General features: G+C 65.1%; 17 protein-coding genes and 1 riboswitch. Of the genes, 13 read left to right on the top strand and 4 right to left on the bottom strand.

Annotation, left to right across the window (positions count from 1 at the left end):
- Positions 1-333 precede the first annotated feature (333 nt).
- Positions 334-424, bottom strand: a riboswitch (glycine riboswitch).
- A 128-nt stretch (positions 425-552) separates the two neighbouring features.
- Both DVH29_RS10635 and DVH29_RS10630 read right to left on the bottom strand, forming a co-directional pair.
- Positions 553-1,707 (bottom strand): mandelate racemase/muconate lactonizing enzyme family protein, encoded by a 1,155-nt coding sequence (locus DVH29_RS10635; protein ID WP_114646194.1) that lies wholly within the window; start codon positions 1,705-1,707, stop codon positions 553-555.
- Positions 1,708-1,813: 106 nt separating this feature from the next.
- Complete coding sequence (locus DVH29_RS10630; RefSeq protein ID WP_114646158.1) at positions 1,814-2,734, bottom strand: LysR family transcriptional regulator; 921 nt, start codon at positions 2,732-2,734, stop codon at positions 1,814-1,816.
- Between the two features lie 114 nt (positions 2,735-2,848).
- On the opposite strand from DVH29_RS10630, the gene DVH29_RS10625 reads away from it, so the two are divergent.
- The 7 genes from DVH29_RS10625 (at position 2,849) to DVH29_RS10595 (ending at position 10,087) form a co-directional block, all read left to right on the top strand.
- The gene (locus tag DVH29_RS10625) at positions 2,849-4,105 is read left to right on the top strand and encodes an aminotransferase class V-fold PLP-dependent enzyme (protein WP_114646157.1); all 1,257 of its coding nucleotides are present in this window, start codon (positions 2,849-2,851) and stop codon (positions 4,103-4,105) included.
- Positions 4,102-5,202, top strand: a complete 1,101-nt coding sequence (locus DVH29_RS10620; protein ID WP_114646156.1) for an ABC transporter substrate-binding protein — start codon at positions 4,102-4,104, stop codon at positions 5,200-5,202. The genes DVH29_RS10625 and DVH29_RS10620 overlap by 4 nt, the downstream gene beginning before the upstream one ends.
- A gap of 64 nt (positions 5,203-5,266) precedes the next feature.
- Entirely contained in the window at positions 5,267-6,193 is a 927-nt protein-coding gene (locus DVH29_RS10615) for an ABC transporter permease (RefSeq protein ID WP_114646155.1), read from the top strand.
- Positions 6,190-7,017: an ABC transporter permease gene (locus tag DVH29_RS10610; protein ID WP_114646154.1), complete on the top strand. Its 828-nt coding sequence runs from the start codon at positions 6,190-6,192 to the stop codon at positions 7,015-7,017. Before DVH29_RS10615 ends, DVH29_RS10610 begins: the two co-directional genes overlap by 4 nt.
- Entirely contained in the window at positions 7,010-8,107 is a 1,098-nt protein-coding gene (locus DVH29_RS10605) for an ABC transporter ATP-binding protein (protein ID WP_158541632.1), read from the top strand. Before DVH29_RS10610 ends, DVH29_RS10605 begins: the two co-directional genes overlap by 8 nt.
- Positions 8,108-8,156: 49 nt before the next feature.
- A complete protein-coding gene (locus tag DVH29_RS10600; RefSeq protein ID WP_114646152.1) occupies positions 8,157-9,131 on the top strand; it encodes an ornithine cyclodeaminase in 975 nt (324 codons plus the stop codon).
- Between the two features lie 32 nt (positions 9,132-9,163).
- Positions 9,164-10,087 (top strand): LysR substrate-binding domain-containing protein, encoded by a 924-nt coding sequence (locus tag DVH29_RS10595; RefSeq protein ID WP_114646151.1) that lies wholly within the window; start codon positions 9,164-9,166, stop codon positions 10,085-10,087.
- Positions 10,088-10,091: 4 nt separating this feature from the next.
- Here DVH29_RS10595 and DVH29_RS10590 read toward each other — a convergent pair whose 3' ends face one another.
- Positions 10,092-10,379 (bottom strand): DUF1330 domain-containing protein, encoded by a 288-nt coding sequence (locus DVH29_RS10590; RefSeq protein WP_114646150.1) that lies wholly within the window; start codon positions 10,377-10,379, stop codon positions 10,092-10,094.
- Positions 10,376-11,080, bottom strand: coding sequence for a GntR family transcriptional regulator (locus DVH29_RS10585; RefSeq protein WP_114646149.1), 705 nt, complete (start codon positions 11,078-11,080; stop codon positions 10,376-10,378). Before DVH29_RS10585 ends, DVH29_RS10590 begins: the two co-directional genes overlap by 4 nt.
- A gap of 102 nt (positions 11,081-11,182) precedes the next feature.
- Between DVH29_RS10585 and DVH29_RS16595 the strand changes: the two genes are divergently transcribed.
- Genes DVH29_RS16595 through DVH29_RS10555 form a run of 6 tightly spaced genes read left to right on the top strand, consistent with a single transcriptional unit; the run spans position 11,183 to position 17,016 of the window.
- Positions 11,183-11,785, top strand: coding sequence for an amino acid synthesis family protein (locus DVH29_RS16595; RefSeq protein ID WP_114646148.1), 603 nt, complete (start codon positions 11,183-11,185; stop codon positions 11,783-11,785).
- Positions 11,757-12,551: an alpha/beta fold hydrolase gene (locus DVH29_RS10575; RefSeq protein ID WP_114646147.1), complete on the top strand. Its 795-nt coding sequence runs from the start codon at positions 11,757-11,759 to the stop codon at positions 12,549-12,551. The genes DVH29_RS16595 and DVH29_RS10575 overlap by 29 nt, the downstream gene beginning before the upstream one ends.
- Positions 12,548-13,471 (top strand): flavin reductase family protein, encoded by a 924-nt coding sequence (locus DVH29_RS10570; RefSeq protein ID WP_114646146.1) that lies wholly within the window; start codon positions 12,548-12,550, stop codon positions 13,469-13,471. The genes DVH29_RS10575 and DVH29_RS10570 overlap by 4 nt, the downstream gene beginning before the upstream one ends.
- Positions 13,468-14,505, top strand: a complete 1,038-nt coding sequence (locus DVH29_RS10565) for an LLM class flavin-dependent oxidoreductase (protein ID WP_114646145.1) — start codon at positions 13,468-13,470, stop codon at positions 14,503-14,505. The genes DVH29_RS10570 and DVH29_RS10565 overlap by 4 nt, the downstream gene beginning before the upstream one ends.
- Before the next feature lie 8 nt (positions 14,506-14,513).
- A complete protein-coding gene (locus DVH29_RS10560) occupies positions 14,514-15,977 on the top strand; it encodes an aldehyde dehydrogenase (RefSeq protein ID WP_114646144.1) in 1,464 nt (487 codons plus the stop codon).
- A 28-nt stretch (positions 15,978-16,005) separates the two neighbouring features.
- Positions 16,006-17,016, top strand: coding sequence for an ABC transporter substrate-binding protein (locus tag DVH29_RS10555; RefSeq protein ID WP_114646143.1), 1,011 nt, complete (start codon positions 16,006-16,008; stop codon positions 17,014-17,016).
- Positions 17,017-17,072 lie beyond the last annotated feature (56 nt).

Raw genomic sequence — 17,072 nt, 5'->3', positions numbered from 1 at the left:
ATGCGCGGGGGCGGGAAGGATCGGTCGTCACGAGGGTGCGCCCCAGCCGCATGGCGAGCCCAGCGCCCGTGGTTTTCACGGTCGCCAATTGTGGGGCATGCGCAAGAATCGGCGGATGGCACCTACCAGCTCGGTGGAGCTGGCGCTAAAGACGGACGATCAATCGGGATACAGCGACGGGATGTGCATCGGTCGGCCTCCATTGGGTGCTCCGCCATGCGCGAAACATGGGAGCCCCCTCTGTCATTAGCCTGAGAGTTTCGCCGCGATCGACAGGGATCGACCGCAACTTACACCGTCGGCGGGAGCTGGTGCTCCGCTTTCCAGAGTGTTAACCGGCAAACGGTCCGGTTGCCTGAGAGTTTCCGGGGCGGTTGCTCCTTCGGCGGCCGGTCCGAAACCGGCTCTCTCCCGCTTGCCAGGCGAGGGAACAGCATTTGCCGCGCCAAGGCAATGGCAATCTGTCCCGCGCAACCCCGACAGAGCGTTTCCTATTGCGAAACAATCGTCTAGGCGCGTTCACATTTGCTTGTCCGTGCCCCCATAAAGGGCTCAGATCCGGCGCCAGAGACCGTCCTCGACACTCTTGCGATGCAGGCTGACGCCGAGGCCGGGGCCGGTCTGGAAGGCCAGCCTGCCCCCCTCGACCAGCGTTTCCAGGGGCGTTTCGATGATCTGCCGATAGCCCGGCTCGGCGTCGAAATCGGGGAAGAGCTCGAGGGTGAGGGCATTGGAAATCGCGGCGCAGGCCTGCAGCGAAATGGCGGTGGCCAGGGGGCTGCCGTAATTATGCGGCGCCACCCGCAGGTTATAGGCTTCGGCCATCGCGGCGATCTTCTTGGTTTCCATCAGCCCGCCGGTGTTGCAGACATCGGGCTGGGCGATGCTGATGGCATTGCCGGCGAAAAGCGGCGCGAAGCCGTAGCGGGTATAGACGCGCTCGCCCGCCGCGACCGGAATCGTAGTCGCCTGAGCGACCCGGGCCAGCGCGTGCGGCAAGGCCGGGTCGACCGGCTCTTCGATGAAGGCGATGCCGATCGGCTCCAGCGCGTGCAGGATCTTCATCAGCTGGTGGTGGCTCAGCCCCCCGCCCAGATCGAGCAGGATCTCCACATCGGGGCCGACCGCATCGCGAATGGCCGCACAGCGGTCGATGACCATCTTCTCGTCGCGCACCTCGAGCATCCGCCGGGTCGGGTGCCGCACGATGGTGACCGGATCGGCCATCCCCAGCGGATAGAGCTTGAGCGCCGAATAGCCCCGCGCCACGGTATCGGCCGCCGCCCGGGCATAGCTCTGCGGATCGTCGCAGCCGATCCACCAGCCATTGGCATAGACCGGCACATCGTCGCCGACCGCGCCGCCGAGCAGGGAATATGCGGGTACGCCCAGATCCTTGCCCTTGATGTCCCACAGCGCATGCTCGATGGCGCTCATGGCGGCGAAGGTGATCGCCCCGCCGCCCTTGGTCCAGAAGGCCACGTCATAGATGGAATTCCAGATCGATTCGATTCTCCCGGCATCCTGGCCGATGACGAAACGCTCCACCATCTCGCCGACCAGCTCGGCCGCCGCCGTGGTGCCGGCCCCATAGGCGATGCCGGCTTCTCCTACGCCGGAAATACCCGCGTCGGTTTCGAGCTCCACGATCACAGCCCGCCGGTTGCCGCAAGGCACAACGTAAATGCTCGCCGATTTGACTTTCATGCCCTCGAACTTTCTGACGTTTTCGCCATATTCGAGGCATTGCCCGCGCCCAGCCAACCGAATTCTGGTCCGCAGGGTGCGACCGGCAGGAATAAGGACGGCTGAGTTAGGCCAAAAGGACCAGCAATTGCCGCTCGTCCTCCCGCATTTCGGCGATCAGCCATTCGCGCACCTCCTTGACGATGGGGCGCAGGGCGCGCTGGCTCGAGGCGACGAAATGATAGCTGCGATCGGTCCGCACCACGGTGCTGCTGGCGGGAACCAGCAGGCTGTCGATGATCAGTCCGGAGATCACCGAGGTCCAGCCCAGCACCAGCCCCTGCCCGCTCAGCGCCGCCTGCACGCAGACCGAATAGTCGGAAAACGAGAGCCGCTCGGTCTCCGCGCCGATGCGCCGGGACGCCTCATGGGCGAATTCGGGCCAGCCGAAATGATGGTCCGGCAGGCTGATCAGCGTGTGCGGGCGCTTGGGCGCCTCGAAGGTGCCATGCGCTTCGAGATAGGCCGGAGTGCAGATGGCCAGGACGCGCTCGGGGGCGAACCAGCCCTCCAGCGTGCTGGAATCGGCACCCGACGCGACGCGCAGGCCAAGATCGCAATTGTAGAGCGGTCCGCCGACGCTGCCCGGAATCAGCTGGAACTGCAGATCCACATGCGGGAACCGGTCGCGAAAGCGGTCATATCGCGGCATGAGCCAATGGGTCGCCATGCCCGAGGAGATCGAGAGCATGACGATCTCGCGCGAGCCGTCCCGGCCGGCCATGTCCTCGAGAACCTTTTCGATGGCCCCGAAGGAGCGCGAGGTTACCCGGCCCAGCTTTGCCCCGTTGTCTGTGAGCACCAGGCGTGGCCCGGAACGGATGAAGAGCTTTTGCCCCAGATGGTTCTCCAGCGATGCGATCGCGTGGCTGACCGCCGGCTGGGTGATGTTGAGCTCCTTGGCGGCGCGGGAAAACGAGCCGAGCCGAGCGGCGGCCTCGAAGGCCATCAACGCACTGGCGGAGGGGATGTAACGGCGCAATACCATGAATTCAATTCATACTAACGATGAAATTTATGATGCTTTTTCGCGTGCGGCAGAAATGCCAGTCTCGCGGTGAGCTCAGCCTATGCGAGCGCCAGAAATACAACAAGTGGGCTTATGGACATCGATTTCGAGACCCTCAGGCGGGATACGCCCGGGTGCAAGGGCAACATTATCCATCTCAATAATGCCGGCGCTTCGCTGATGCCGCAGCCGGTGTTGTCGGCCCTCTCCGGTCATGTGGAGCTCGAAAGCCGCATCGGCGGCTATGAAGCCGCCGCCGCCAGCGAGGATGCCATAAGCGGATTTTATGACGCGATCGCCGCGCTCCTCAATGGGCATCGCGACGAGGTCGCCTTTCTCGACAGCGCCACCCGCGCCTGGCACGCCGCCTTTCACGCCATGGAATGGCATCCGGCGGACGTCATTCTCACGGCCCGCTCGGAATACAACGCCAATATGGTGAGCTTCCTGCATGCGCGGAAGCGCTACGGGATCGAGTTCCGGCTGGTGCCGGATACCGTCGACGGCACTATCGACACCGAAGCCTTGCGGGCCATGATATGCCCGAAGACACGGCTGATCTGCCTCTCGCACATGCCCACCAATGACGGGCTGGTCAATCCGGTCGAGGAGGTCGGAAAGATCGCCCGCGAACACGGCCTTCCTTTCCTGCTCGATGCCTGCCAGTCGGCGGGGCAGATGCCGCTCGACGTCGAGGCGATCGGCTGCACCATGGTGTCGGCAACCGGGCGTAAATATCTGCGCGGGCCGCGCGGCACCGGCTTTCTCTGGGCCCATGCGGACTGGATCGAAAAGCTCGAGCCCTATGCCCTCGACATCCGGTCGGCGAGCTGGTGCTCGGCGTCTTCATACAAGATCGCGGACGGCGCGCAGCGGTTCGAGCTGTGGGAAAACAACATCGCCGGCCAGATCGCCCTGGGCGAAGCCGCGCGCTATGCCATGGCAGCCGATATCGGCGCCATGTGGCCACGCATCCAGGAACTGGCACGCGCGCTGCGCGAGAAGATCGACGGCCGCGAGGGGTTTTCGGTACACGACCAAGGCACCATCCGCAGCGGCATCGTGACCTTTTCCCATCCACGGCTTTCCGCGGCAGAGATCGTCGCTCACCTCCATTCGCGCCACACGATCAACACCTCGCTCTCGGCCAGCCAGCTGACCCGCGCCGACCTGGCCGCCAGAGGGGTTTCGCACATGGTGAGGGCGTCGGTGCACGCCTACAACACGACTTCCGAACTCGATGCGCTCGTTGAAGCGCTCGTTGCGATGGCACGCCAGAAGGACACGGGCTTGCCGCACGCCAATAAGAACAACAAAGCGTCCAACACATCCATTGGAGTGGAACAATGACCAATATTTTGACCCGGCGCACCCTGCTCAAGGGTGCGGGTGCAGCAGGACTGACAGCGCTGGCCGCCCCAGCCATCATCCGTCCCGCCTTCGCGCAATCGAACGAGCTCAATATCTGGAGCTATTCGGGCTTCGTCACCGACGCCTTCCGCCAGCGTTTCGAGGAGGAAACCGGCATCCGGCTCAATATTCGCCCGGTGTCCGACCAGGGCGAGCAATTCAACCTCATGGCGGCCGAAGGGAGCAATTTCAGCGCCGACATCGTGTGCGTGGCCGGCCATCGCTTCTATCAGTTCGTCGATGCGGGCTTCCTCGAAGCTATCGACATGGACAAGATGACCGCCTGGGACCGGATCGAGAGCGAATATTCGAACGCCAACTGGGTGTCGCGCAACGGCCGTCAGTGGGGCGTGCCGTTGGTCGTCGTCTCGACCGGGCTGCTCTACGATTCCAGCCAGTTCGAGGAGCCAACGAGCTGGGACATCATGTTCGATCCCGCCAATGCAGGCCGGACGACCTACCAGATCCAGGATTTCTTCCAGATCGTCATGAACTATCTGGGTTATGACGGGTCGGCCGTTTCCTATGTCGGCACGCCGGAAAAGGCGCAGGAAGCGGTGAACGCCACCCGCGACTTCCTCATCGAGCACAAGTCGCAGGTGCGCCGCTACTACGAGGCGCCCAACGAGATTCAGCAGATGTTCGTCAATGGCGACGTCACCCTGGGACAGGCCGGTTCCGGCCCCGCTGCCCAGCTGATCATCGACGGCTTCCCGGCCGGCTACACCATTCCCGAAGAGGGTGGATTGGCCTATGCCTACGGGTTCAACATCACCCGCAACGCGGCGAATATGGACAATGCCTATGCCTTCCTCAACGCCCTGCTCTCCTCGCCTGAAAATGGCGCCGAGATCGTGCGCTCGACCGGCTATTCCTCGGTGATCGCGGGTACGGAGGAACTGTTGACCACCGAGGAACGCGAGGCCCTTGCGCTCGACAGCGATGAACGCAGCCGCCTCTCCTGGGTGGATGTCGAGACGGCCCCGTTCATCTTCGACCTGATCGACACGGCAGCCGAAGAGATTCGCGCCGCCTAGTTCAGATCGTGCCATCCGGGTGGCCGCACGGCCGCCCGGACGGCACCAGACCTCGAGTGTTGGAATGACCGCCTTCTTCATCTGGGCGCGCCGCTTCGCGGCCTATAGAGCCCTGACGGAACTGCTCGCCCGATCGCCGGGTGCGCGCCTTTTTGCCACGGCGCTGCTGCCCGTCGCCTGGATCCTGCTCGCCAATCTGGCGCCCCTGGTGCAGATGCTGGTCATCAGCTTTTACGAAAGCTATCCGCTGGCGGAAGGCACCTCGGCGGAGCTGACGCTGCGCCACTACATGGCGTTCATCGAGCGTCCGCTCTATCTGTCGGCCTTCGCGCGCTCGTTCATCTTCGCCACAATCGTCACGGCGCTCACCCTCGTCGTGATGTTTCCCGTGGCCTATTACATCGCCAAGGGCGCGCCGCGCCAGCGCCGCGTCCGGCTGCTGCTGCTGGTCATTTCCCCGTTCTGGATCAGCGAGATCATCCGCAGCTTCGCCTGGATGCTGATGCTGTCCAATCGCGGGGCGGTCAATTCCTTCCTGTCCTTCATCGGCTATTCAGGCCCGCCGCTCGACCTCCTTTACAACAATGTCTCGCTCACCATCGGCGTGCTTTACCTCACCTCGCTCTACATGCTGCTGCCGCTCTATTCGGCACTCGAAAAGATCGACGACAATCTGCTGGAGGCGGCCGCCGACCTGGGGGCCACGGCGCCGCGGCGATTCATGCGCATCATCCTGCCCCTCGCCCGCGACGGCATCGTCACCGGCTGCACCCTGACCTTCCTGCTCATCGTCGGGCTCTACGCCATGCCGCTGCTGCTGGGCGGGCCGTCGAACACGCTGTTTGCCACCATTATCGGGCAGGTCTTCGGACGGGCCGGCGATTCCTGGCCGCTGGGAAGCGCGTTCAGCATCATCCTGATCGTCGCCGCGCTGGCCTATGTCGGCATCTTCATGACCATCGTCCAGAAACGGCCCCGGAGGCAGGGATGATCAAGCTCATCGGCCGCATCGCGCTGCCCACCTATTTCTGGATCTTCGTCGCCTGGCTGTTCCTGCCGCTTGCCGTCATGGCCGCCATGGGGTTCAGGGATTCCAATTTCGTCGCCTTTCCCATCCAGTCCTGGACCACCGACTGGTATCGGTCGGTGCTGACCGACAGGGAGATGAGCGCCTCGCTCTGGGTATCGCTGCAGGTGGCCCTGATCTCGACGGCGATGGGGCTGGTCATCGGCACCCCGATGGCCTTCATGGTCGCCCGCTTCACCGGCGCGATCCGCGCTCTGCTCATCGCGGTGATCGTGCTGCCCGCCTTCATTCCGATCGTGGTCGCATCGATTTCGCTGCGCATGTTCATCGGCAATTTCGGCTTTTCCACCGGCATCATGGCGGTCGCTTTCGGCCATGCGGTCTCTTCGGTGCCCTTCGTGGTGGTCATGCTGCTCACCCGGCTCAACTCCATGAGCACCAATCTCACCGATGCCGCCCGCGATCTGGGGGCCGACGATTTCATCGTCTTCTTCCGCATCGTGCTGCCCTATCTGGCCCCGGCCCTGTTCGGCGCCTTCATGTTCTGCATGCTGCTCTCGTTCGAGGATTTCACACGCTCCTTCTTCCTGGGCAGCTTCGACCCCACCTTCCCCGTCCTGCTCTTTGCCAAGCTGCGCTTCGGCTTCGATCCGGGCCTCGCCGCGATCTCGACCCTGGTCCTGATCGTGACCATCGCCCTGGGACTCTATGCCGAGCGCTTCTCGCGCCGCCGCAAACTGGGAAATCAAGGCCAGGTAACGGCCATAGGAGACAATGGGAATGGCTGAGACCACACCCGCGATCGAAACCCGCAACGTCATCAAGTCCTTCGGTTCGGTCCGTGCCATCGATGACGTGTCCCTCACCGTCGAGAGCGGCATTTTCCTCACGCTGCTGGGGCCGTCGGGCTGCGGCAAGTCCACCCTATTGCGCTCGATCGCCGGCTTTTCGCCGGTGACGTCGGGCACGATCATGGTCGGCGGACGCGATGTGACGCACCAGCCCCCGCATCTGCGGCCGGTCAACATGGTGTTCCAGGACTACGCCCTGTTCCCCCATATGAGCGTGCGCCGGAATATCGGCTTCGGCTGCGAGATGAAGGCCATGCCCAAGCCCGAGATCGAGAAGCGCGTCGACGCCATGCTCGACCTCATCCGCCTGCCCGCGGTCGGCCACAGGGAACCGGGCGAATTGTCGGGCGGCCAGCGCCAGCGGGTCGCACTGGCGCGGGCGCTCGCCCCCGATCCGGTCTCCCTGCTGCTCGACGAACCGCTCGGCGCGCTGGATCTCAAATTGCGGATCGAGCTCCAGCACGAGCTCAAGTCCATTCAGCGCAGCACCGGCAAGACCTTCGTCTTTGTCACTCACGATCAGGACGAGGCGATGTCCATGTCCGACCTGGTCGCGGTGATGAAGGACGGGCGCATCGAGCAACTCGACACGCCACAGGCCATTTATGCCCGCCCGGCGACGGCCTTCGTCGCGGGTTTCGTCGGCGCTGCGAACCTCATTCCCGCTCGCCTCGCACAACTGGACGCAGACAATGCCCTCATTACCGTCGAAGGGCGGGACTGGCAGGTCCCGGCGAGCCGCATCACCACCTCCCACATGCCGTCAGCGGGCGACGCCATCACCCTGATGATACGCCCCGAGGACGTGGCGCTAGGCCAGGCACCGGAAGGCGCGCTCACCCTGACAGGCAAGGTCGCGGACCAGACCTTTCTCGGCGGCCGGATACACATGGGCTGCGAGACGGCTGGCGGCACCAAGATCATGATCGAAACCCGGCCGGGCGGCATGCCCGATGCCGATGGCGCCATCGATTTCCATTTCCGTCCCGATGCCGTCGCCATCCTCTCCCATTCCGAAAAAGCATGACGGCATCCCGAGCGATGCCGTCACCCACGAACCGAAAAGGATACCAGCCATGCTCATGATCGATTCCCAGCGGGTCCACGAACTGCTCGACTTTCCCGGCCTGATCGCGGCGCTGGAAACGGCGCATATGGGCGGCATGCCCAAGCAGTCCGACCGGCAGATATACCAGGAGCCCAACGCCGAGGGGCAGCCGGACATCTTCATCATCCTGCCGGCCTGGCAGCCGGGCGAGGGCATATTGGCCAAGCTGGTCACCTCCTTTCCCAACAACAAGGCGCGGCATGGCCTCTCCACCGTCAACTCGATCTACACCTTCATCAATGGCGAGACCGGCGTCGTTGAGGCGATCATCGACGGCGAGGCGGTGATCTTCCACAAGACCTCCTCGGACTCCGCCCTCGGGTCCAAGCTGCTGTCGCGGCCCGATTCCAAGACCTTCCTGATGGTCGGCGCCGGCGGTCTGGCCCCCTATCTGGTCGAGGCGCATCTCACCGCTCGTCCGGGAATCGAGAACGTCCTTTTGTGGAACCGCACCTTGGCCAATGCCGAGGCGCTGGCTGAAAAGCTGGCCGCCAAGGGTATCAAGGCCGAGGCGGTGACCGACCTCGATGCGGCGCTGAGGGAAGCCGACATCATTTCGAGCGCCACCATGGCGACCGAGCCCCACATCAAGGGCAAGCTGCTCAAGGAAGGTGCCCATCTCGACCTCGTGGGCTCGTTCACGCCCGAAATGCGCGAATCCGATGACGACGTGCTGACGCGGGCCAAGATTTTCGTCGACCATCGCCAGACGACCACCCGTTCGGGCGAGTTCCTGGGGCCGTTCGAGCGCGGCGTCATCACCCGCGATGATGTTCGAGCCGACCTGTTCGAGCTTTGCCAGAAGCGGGCCGAGGGACGCACCAGCGATACCGACATCACCATGATGAAGAATGGCGGCGGCAGCCATATCGACTATTACGTCGCCAAATATCTCATGGACCGCCATGCCGGCCGTTCATTCTCGACAACCTGCAACAGTTAGGCTTCACCGCCGTCCGGACAGGAGGGTGACATATGGACCTGCCCCGTCGCGCCATACCATCCATGGCCGGTCTCCTCGCTTTCGAGGCGACGGCGCGTTACCTCAGCTTCTCCCGGGCGGCGGAAGACCTCTGCCTCTCCCAGGGCGCGGTCAGCAAGCGCGTCCGCAAGCTCGAACAGGTAGTGGGGGTGCCGCTTCTGGCCCGCACACGCCACCAGGTGCACCTGACCGAGACCGGCGAAGCCTATCTCAGCCGCGTCCGCCATCTGCTGGCCGAGCTGGAAGCCACCACCCATGCGGTGCGCAGCGAAGCCAAGGGGCGCGAGGCGATCGTCCTCGCTGCCCCCCTCTCCTTCTCCCTGCGCTGGCTGATGCCGCGACTGCGCCGCTATCGCGATGCTCATCCCGGCCTGCGGATCGACGTCGTCACCGCCGCCGAGAACGCGACGCTCGAACCCGATTCGGGCATCGACTGCCTCGTGCATCAGGGGCGCCGGCAGGGTAGCGATGCGCTGCATCTCCCCTTGTTCGATATCGATTGGATCGCCGTCGCCAGCCCCGCCTATCGCGACCGGCACGCCGTCCGCTCCCTCTCCGATATCGGCCGCCTCGTGCGTATCGAGCAATCCGACCTGCCGGGCCTGTGGCAGGCCTGGCTGGGGCAATCGGGGATCGAACTCTTCGACAACACCCATTCGCCGCGCGTGGAAGGGCTGGAACTGGCCATCGGCGCGGCCGTGGCCGGCAACGGCATCGCGCTGGCCCCCCGCGCCCTTGTCGAGGCCGAACTGGCGGCGCATGAACTGGCCGCGGTGTTCGAGGGATGCGAATTCCGCGACAAGGGCTATCAGCTCTCGATCCCGATCCGATTGGCGGGCGATCGCATGGTCTCGGGCTTTGCCGACTGGATGAGCCGGGAAGCCTTGGCGGGCGCGCGGACCATCCGCGCCGCCTGAGCGCTCAGGATAACGCTTCGACGATGACGATATGGGCCGTGCAGGCACCGTCCCGCCGGGCGCGCGCTGCCTGGTATTGCGGGGAATGATAGCAGGTCCGCGCCGCCTCCAGGCTGGGAAACTCGATGATCACGTGCCGCGAGAGCTCGGGTCCTTCCAGGACCTCATGGGCTCCGCCCCGGGCGAGGAAACTCCCGCCATGGGCCTTGAAGGCCTCGGGGGCCAGGGCCTGATAGCCCGCATAGGCTTCGGGGTCGGTCACAGTCACATGGGCGATCCAATAGGCGGTCATCGGCTCTTGTCCTCCGGCCTTGCGTCATTGCCGAGCAGGCGTCTCGCGATCTCGGCCGCCTCGGTGAGGTGATCATGGACGGCGCTCGCGGCACGCTCCGGGTCGCTGTCGAGGATCGCTTCGCAGATCCGCGTCATGCGGGCCTGCCCCGAAACATGGCGGTCGGTGGAGGCCAGCGTCAGGGCCCGAAGCCGTGAGATGCGGCCGTTGAGCCGCTGCACGATCTCCCAGGCCACATCGTGTCCGGCCACCGTGAAGATCACTTCGTAGAAATGGGTCGTCGCGTCATAGAGCCTTTGCGGCTCGGAGGCGCGAAATGCTTCGTCCAGCGCCTGCAGCGCGTCGCGGAGCGCCGCCTTGGCCGCCGCATCGGCCTTGCGCGCGCAATCGGCGGCGGCCTGGGTCTCGAGCAACAGGCGGATATTGTAGATCTGCTCGGCCTGCCCCCAGTCGAGGGTGGCGACGACCGGTCCGCTGCGCGGCGCATTTTCCACCAATCCCTCGGCTTCGAGATAGCGGATCGCCTCGCGCACCACCGAGCGCGACACGCCGAGCTGGTCGCACAGCGTGCGCTCCACCAGCCGGGCGCCGGACGGGAAACGGCCGGCGATGATCGCGCCGCGCAAGCGCTCGACGGCGATTTCTCTCAGCGTTCGGGGAAGGTGGTCGATCTTGAGATCGTCTAGGGCGGTGTTGTGCATGGCGTGAACCTAATAGCGAACAGATTTTCTGACAATAGATGTTGACAGACCATCTTATGGCATACCAAGATTAGCACACCTTGAGCCGAATGGAACGCAAAAATGTCCGCCATCATCCGCAAGACCCTCGTCAACGTCGAAACTACCCTGATCGAGGGCGGGCGCGCGGCCGCCCGGCCGCTGAAGCTCATCGCGGCGGCGGCGGTGGTGAAAAACCCCTGGGCCGGGCGCGGCTTCGTCGAAGATCTCAAGCCCGATATCCATGCGGTGGCGCCTGACTTGGGAGAATTGCTGACCGGACTGATCCTCGATGAAGCGGGATCGGGCGCCGATGTGGAAGCCTATGGCAAGGCCGCTGTGGTGGGGCTGGATGGCGAGGTCGAACACGCTTCGGCGCTGATCCATACCCTGCATTTCGGCAATCCTTACCGGCAGGCGGTGGGCGCGAAATCCTACCTCTCCTTCACCAATACGCGCGGGCCAGCCAACTGCCCGATCATGATCCCGCTGATGGACAAGAACGACGAGGGCCGCCGCTCGCATTATCTGACGATCCAGTTCGCCATTCCCGATGCGCCGGCCGCCGACGAGATCGTGGTGGCGCTGGGCGCCTCGATCGGCGGGCGTCCGCATCACCGCATCGGCGACCGCTATCAGGACCTCAAGGATCTCGGCCATGACGCCGCAAATCCTGCAGCTGTCTGACGGCGCCGCGGTTCGGCTCCGCGACCTGGGGGACGGCGAGCCGATCCTGCTGATCCATGGCGTGGGGATGCGCCTGGAGGCCTGGGAGCCGCAGATCGCGGCCCTCTCGACGCGCTGGCGGGTGCTTGCTGCCGACATGCCGGGGCATGGGGAAAGCGATCCCCTGCCCGAAGGCGCCGGTCTCGCCGATTTCGTCGCCTGGGCGGCGCGGCTGATCGAGACGCTCGCATGCGGGCCGGTCAACCTCGTCGGCCATTCCATGGGCGCGCTGATCGCGTCGGGGGTGGCCATCGAGCGGCCCGAACTCGTGCGCCGGCTGGCACTGCTCAATGCCGTCCATCGCCGCACGCCGGTGGCAAGGGCGGCGGTGCTGGCGCGGGCCGAGGATATCGCCCAGGGCCGCACGGGAATAGAATCGGCGCTGGAGCGCTGGTTCGGCCCGGGTGACGAAGCGGTTCGCGACCACGTGGCCGACTGGTTTCGGACCATCGACCAGCAGGGCTATCTTGCGGCGTATCGGGCCTTTGCCCGGGGCGATACGGTCTATGCCGACCGGCTGGGGGAAATCGCAGTGCCGGCCCTGCTGCTGACCGGCGAGAACGATCCGAACTCCACCCCGGCCATGTCCCGCGCCATGGCGGCGCTGATGCCGCGCGGGGAGGCAAGGATCGTCGACGGGCACCGCCATATGGTCAATCTCACCGCGCCCGAAATGGTGACGGCGGCGCTTGAGGACCTGCTGGCGCGCGAGGAGGCCTGCCCATGAGCGCGATGGACCTGCGCGCGCTGCGCGATGCGTTCGGGACCTTTATGACCGGGGTGACCGTGGTCACCACCATGGACGCGGAGGATCGGCCGGTCGGCTTCACCGCCAATTCCTTCTCCTCGGTTTCGCTCGACCCTCCGCTGCTGCTCATCTCCATCGCCCGCAGCTCGCGCAATTGGGACACCTTCGTCAAGGCGCGGGGCTTTGCCATCAACATCCTCTCCGAAGGGCAGAAGGAGGTTTCCAACACCTTCGCTCGCCCGGTCGAGGACCGGTTTTCCAGCGTCGGCTGGCGGCGCGGCCCGGCCGGATCGCCGGTGCTCGAAAATGTCTCGGCCTGGTTCGATTGCGCCCTGCACCAGGTGGTCGAGGCGGGGGACCATGCCATCCTGATCGGCCGCATCGAGGCGTTCGAAGCGGGCCAGGAGCCGGGCCTGGGCTATTATCGCGGCAGCTATTTCACCCCCGCCCATACCGGAGCGCAGATGCCGGCCGGGCCGGACGTCATGGTCTCGGCCATCATCGAGGCCGAGGGCCATGTGCTGCTCGAGGACGACGGCAAGGGCGGGCTGGTCCTGCCCCATGGCCGGGCGGGACGGGAAGGATTGCAGCCGGCATTGGACGCCCTCATCGCCCGCACCGGCCTCGATGCCGCGCCTGGCTTCATCTATTCGGTCTATGACGACACCGAGCGCGGGCACCAGCGCATCGCCTTCCTGTGTCCCGCCGCCCGCAGCGAGGCCCGGCGCGGCAGCTTCGTGGCGCTTTCGTCCGACGGGCTCGAACGGGTCTCGGACCCGGCGGAAAGGGTCATGCTCGAACGCCTCGCGGCGGAAAACCGGATCGGCAATTACGGGGTCTATTTCGGCAATTACCAGCAAGGCCGCGTGGCCCGTGCCGGAGAGAGGAACCAGACATGAAATTCTCCTTGTTCGTCCATATGGAGCGGGTCTCGGCCGAAGACGACCAGCAGCAGCTTTACCGCGAAATGCTCGAACTTTGCCGTATCGCCGACGAGGGCGGCATGCACGCCATCTGGACCGGCGAGCACCACGGTATGAATTTCACCATAGCGCCCAATCCCTTCCTCAACCTGGTCGATCTCGCCCGGCGCACCAAGAATGTCCGTCTGGGCACGGGCACCGTGGTGGCACCGTTCTGGCATCCGATCCGCCTGGCGGGCGAGGCGGCCATGGTCGACATCATCACCGAGGGGCGGCTTGACCTAGGGATCGCGCGCGGCGCCTACAGCTTCGAATATGAGCGCATGTCGCCCGGGCTCGACGCCTGGACGGCCGGCGCCAAACTGCGCGAGCTGATCCCCGCGGTCAAAAAGCTCTGGGAGGGCGATTATGCCCATGAGGGCGAGCACTGGCAGTTCCCCAAGACCACTTCTTCCCCCCTGCCCGTGCAAAAGCCGCATCCGCCGATCTGGGTGGCGGCGCGCGACCCCAACAGCCACGAATTCGCGGTGTCGCAGGGCTGCAACGTGCAGGTGACCCCGCTGCATCTGGGCGATGACGAGGTCCAGAGCCTCATGGACCGTTTCAACGCCGCCTGCGAAAAATTCCCCCAGACCCCACGCCCCAGGATCATGGTGCTGCGGCACGCCTATGTCGCCGACAGCGAGGCCGACGCGCAGAAGGCGGCCGAGGAGATGAACCGCTTCTACAACTATTTCGGCGCCTGGTTCAAAAACGAGCGCCCGATCTCCATGGGGCTGATCGAAACGCTCTCGGACGCTGAGATCGCCGCCCACCCCTTCTATTCGGCCGAGGCGATGCGCAAGAACCAGATCATCGGCGAACCGGCCGAGGTGATCGCGCGCGTCAGGGGCTACAAGGACATGGGCTATGACGAGTTCGCATTCTGGATCGACAGCGGCATGAGCTTCGAACGCAAGAAAGCGTCATTGGAACGCTTCATCGCCGACGTGATGCCCGCTTTGGCCTGAGAGGAAAAATGCAGCAATTCGCGCATTATATCGACGGAGTCTTCGAAACCGGATCGGCGCAGTTCGACAGCCTCGACCCCGCCACCGGAAAGCCCTGGGCCCGCATGCCGGCGGCCACCCCAGCCGATGTGTCCCGCGCCGTCGCGGCGGCGAACCGGGCCTTCCGCTCCCCGGCCTGGGCCGGGCTGACCGCTTCGGCGCGCGGCAGGCTCCTGTTCCGGCTCGCCGACCTCGTGGCCGCCGCCGCACCCCGGCTGGCCGAGCTCGAGACCCGCGACACCGGCAAGATCATCCGCGAAACCAGCGCCCAGATTGCCTATGTCGCCGAATATTATCGCTATTATGCCGGGCTGGCCGACAAGATCGAAGGCGCGCACCTGCCCATCGACAAGCCGGACATGGAAGTCTGGCTGCGGCGCGAGCCGATCGGCGTGGTCGCGGCGATCGTTCCGTGGAACAGCCAGTTGTTTCTCTCCGCCGTCAAGCTCGGCCCGGCGCTGGCCGCGGGCTGCACGGTGGTGCTGAAGGCCTCTGAGGACGGCCCAGCACCCCTGCTCGAATTCGCCCGGCTGGTCGATGAAGCGGGCTTCCCGCCCGGCGTGGTCAATATCATCACCGGCGTGGCTGAAGCTGGCGCCGCGCTCACCACCCACGCCGGGATTGCCCATATCGCCTTTACCGGCGGGCCGGAGACGGCGCGGCACATCGTGCGCGGATCGGCCGAAAATCTCGCGCGCACCTCGCTCGAGCTGGGCGGAAAGTCGCCCTTCATCGTCTTTGCCGATGCCGATCTCGACAGCGCGACCAACGCCCAGGTGGCGGGCATCTTCGCGGCGACCGGGCAAAGCTGCGTCGCCGGCTCGCGGCTCCTGGTGCAGGAGGACGTCAAGGACGAGATGCTAGCTCGCCTCAAGGCCAAGGCGGAAGCCGTGCGCATCGGCGCGCCGGAACACATGGAAACCGAAGTCGGGCCGCTCTGCACGGCGCGCCAGCGCGAGCGCATCGCCGATGCCGTGGCGCGCTCGGTGGCGGAGGGCGCAAAGCTCATCACCGGTGGCGCAGCGCCGCAAGGCGACGGGTATTATTTTCCCCCGACCATCCTCGATTGCTCGGACACCCCCGATGCCCCTTGCGTCACCGAAGAACTCTTCGGCCCGGTGCTCTCGGTACAGTCCTTTGCCACCGAGGCGGAAGCGCTGGAACACGCCAACGCAACCCCATACGGCCTCGCCTCGGGCGTCTTCACCCGCGACCTGACCCGCGCGCACCGCATGATGCGCGGCATCCGGGCCGGCATCGTCTGGGTGAACACCTATCGCGCCGTTTCGCCCATCGCGCCCTTTGGCGGCCATGGCCTGTCGGGTCACGGACGCGAAGGAGGGCTGGCGGCGGCACTCGACTACACGACGGTGAAAACCGTGTGGCTGCGCACTTCGGACGATCCGATCCCGGATCCCTTCGTAATGCGTTGAACGACATTGGAAAACAGGGAGTGAGACCATGAAGCATATGCTGACAGCCCTTGCCGTGGCCGGGGCCCTCGCCTCGACCGGCGCACAGGCGCAGACCATCACCTTCTCGTCCTGGGGCGGCACCACCCAGGATGCGCAGACCGAGCACTGGGCGGCGCCGTTCACCGCCGACACCGGCATCGGCGTGGTGCAGGACGGCCCGACCGACTACGGCAAGTTCCAGGCCATGGTGGAAGCCGGCGCGGTGAGCTGGGACGTGGTCGACGTCGAATTCGACTTCGCCTTGCAGGCCGGCCAGATGGGCCTCCTCGAACCGCTCGATTTCGACATCATCGACAAGGACCAGCTCGATCCGCGCTTCGTTTCCGACTATGCGGTCGGCTCGTTCTATTATTCCTTCACACTGGGCTGGAACCCGGCGAACTTTTCGGGCGCGCAGCCCTCGACCTTCGCTGACCTGTTCGACCTCGAAGCCTTCCCCGGCAAGCGCACCTTCTATGCCTGGTCGCATCCGGGCGTGATCGAGGCTGCCCTCCTGGCCGACGGCGTCGCCCCGGACGATCTCTATCCCCTCGATCTCGATCGCGCCTTCGCCAAGCTCGACACGATCAAGGATGAGATCATCTGGTGGGAAGGCGGAGCCCAGTCGCAATTGCTGCTCGCCTCGGGCGAGGCCCCGCTCGGATTGTTCTGGAACGGTCGCCTCTATGCCCTCGAAGCCGAGGGGCTGGAGGTCGGGATCAGCTGGGACCACAACATCACCGCCGCCGACGCCCTCGTGGTCCCCAAGGGCACCAATAACCGGGAAGCCGCGATGCAATTCATCGCCGAAGCGACCAGCGCGCGCGGACAGGCCGATTTCGCGGCCGCCTCGGCCTATGCGCCGATCAACCTGGCTTCGCCCGACCTGATGGACCCAGCCATCCGCGCCACGCTGCCCGACGTCCAGACCGCCGTGCAGGTCAACGCCGACCTCGCCTATTGGGCGGAAAACCGCGAAGCGATCGGCAATCGCTGGTACGCTTGGCAGGCCCAGTAGGAAAACCCGCGCACCACGGCATCGGACAGGACCCGCTTCCCGCCCGATGCCCATCC

Origin of the sequence: Pelagibacterium lacus (assembly GCF_003345525.1) — a bacterium.
In the GTDB taxonomy this organism is placed as follows: domain Bacteria; phylum Pseudomonadota; class Alphaproteobacteria; order Rhizobiales; family Devosiaceae; genus Pelagibacterium; species Pelagibacterium lacus.
This window is presented reverse-complemented; position numbering and strand designations above follow the sequence as displayed.

Excerpts from the sequence above, each read along its gene's own strand:
- DVH29_RS10625 (WP_114646157.1), top strand. The coding sequence starts at position 2,849 with ATGGACATCGATTTCGAGACCCTCAGGCGGGATACGCCCGGGTGCAAG.
- DVH29_RS10635 (WP_114646194.1), bottom strand. The coding sequence starts at position 1,707 with ATGAAAGTCAAATCGGCGAGCATTTACGTTGTGCCTTGCGGCAACCGG.
- DVH29_RS10570 (WP_114646146.1), top strand. The coding sequence starts at position 12,548 with ATGAGCGCGATGGACCTGCGCGCGCTGCGCGATGCGTTCGGGACCTTT.
- DVH29_RS10555 (WP_114646143.1), top strand. The coding sequence starts at position 16,006 with ATGAAGCATATGCTGACAGCCCTTGCCGTGGCCGGGGCCCTCGCCTCG.
- DVH29_RS10595 (WP_114646151.1), top strand. The coding sequence starts at position 9,164 with ATGGACCTGCCCCGTCGCGCCATACCATCCATGGCCGGTCTCCTCGCT.
- DVH29_RS10605 (WP_158541632.1), top strand. The coding sequence starts at position 7,010 with ATGGCTGAGACCACACCCGCGATCGAAACCCGCAACGTCATCAAGTCC.
- DVH29_RS10620 (WP_114646156.1), top strand. The coding sequence starts at position 4,102 with ATGACCAATATTTTGACCCGGCGCACCCTGCTCAAGGGTGCGGGTGCA.
- DVH29_RS10630 (WP_114646158.1), bottom strand. The coding sequence starts at position 2,734 with ATGGTATTGCGCCGTTACATCCCCTCCGCCAGTGCGTTGATGGCCTTC.
- DVH29_RS10575 (WP_114646147.1), top strand. The coding sequence starts at position 11,757 with ATGACGCCGCAAATCCTGCAGCTGTCTGACGGCGCCGCGGTTCGGCTC.
- DVH29_RS16595 (WP_114646148.1), top strand. The coding sequence starts at position 11,183 with ATGTCCGCCATCATCCGCAAGACCCTCGTCAACGTCGAAACTACCCTG.
- DVH29_RS10565 (WP_114646145.1), top strand. The coding sequence starts at position 13,468 with ATGAAATTCTCCTTGTTCGTCCATATGGAGCGGGTCTCGGCCGAAGAC.
- DVH29_RS10615 (WP_114646155.1), top strand. The coding sequence starts at position 5,267 with ATGACCGCCTTCTTCATCTGGGCGCGCCGCTTCGCGGCCTATAGAGCC.
- DVH29_RS10585 (WP_114646149.1), bottom strand. The coding sequence starts at position 11,080 with ATGCACAACACCGCCCTAGACGATCTCAAGATCGACCACCTTCCCCGA.
- DVH29_RS10590 (WP_114646150.1), bottom strand. The coding sequence starts at position 10,379 with ATGACCGCCTATTGGATCGCCCATGTGACTGTGACCGACCCCGAAGCC.
- DVH29_RS10610 (WP_114646154.1), top strand. The coding sequence starts at position 6,190 with ATGATCAAGCTCATCGGCCGCATCGCGCTGCCCACCTATTTCTGGATC.
- DVH29_RS10560 (WP_114646144.1), top strand. The coding sequence starts at position 14,514 with ATGCAGCAATTCGCGCATTATATCGACGGAGTCTTCGAAACCGGATCG.
- DVH29_RS10600 (WP_114646152.1), top strand. The coding sequence starts at position 8,157 with ATGCTCATGATCGATTCCCAGCGGGTCCACGAACTGCTCGACTTTCCC.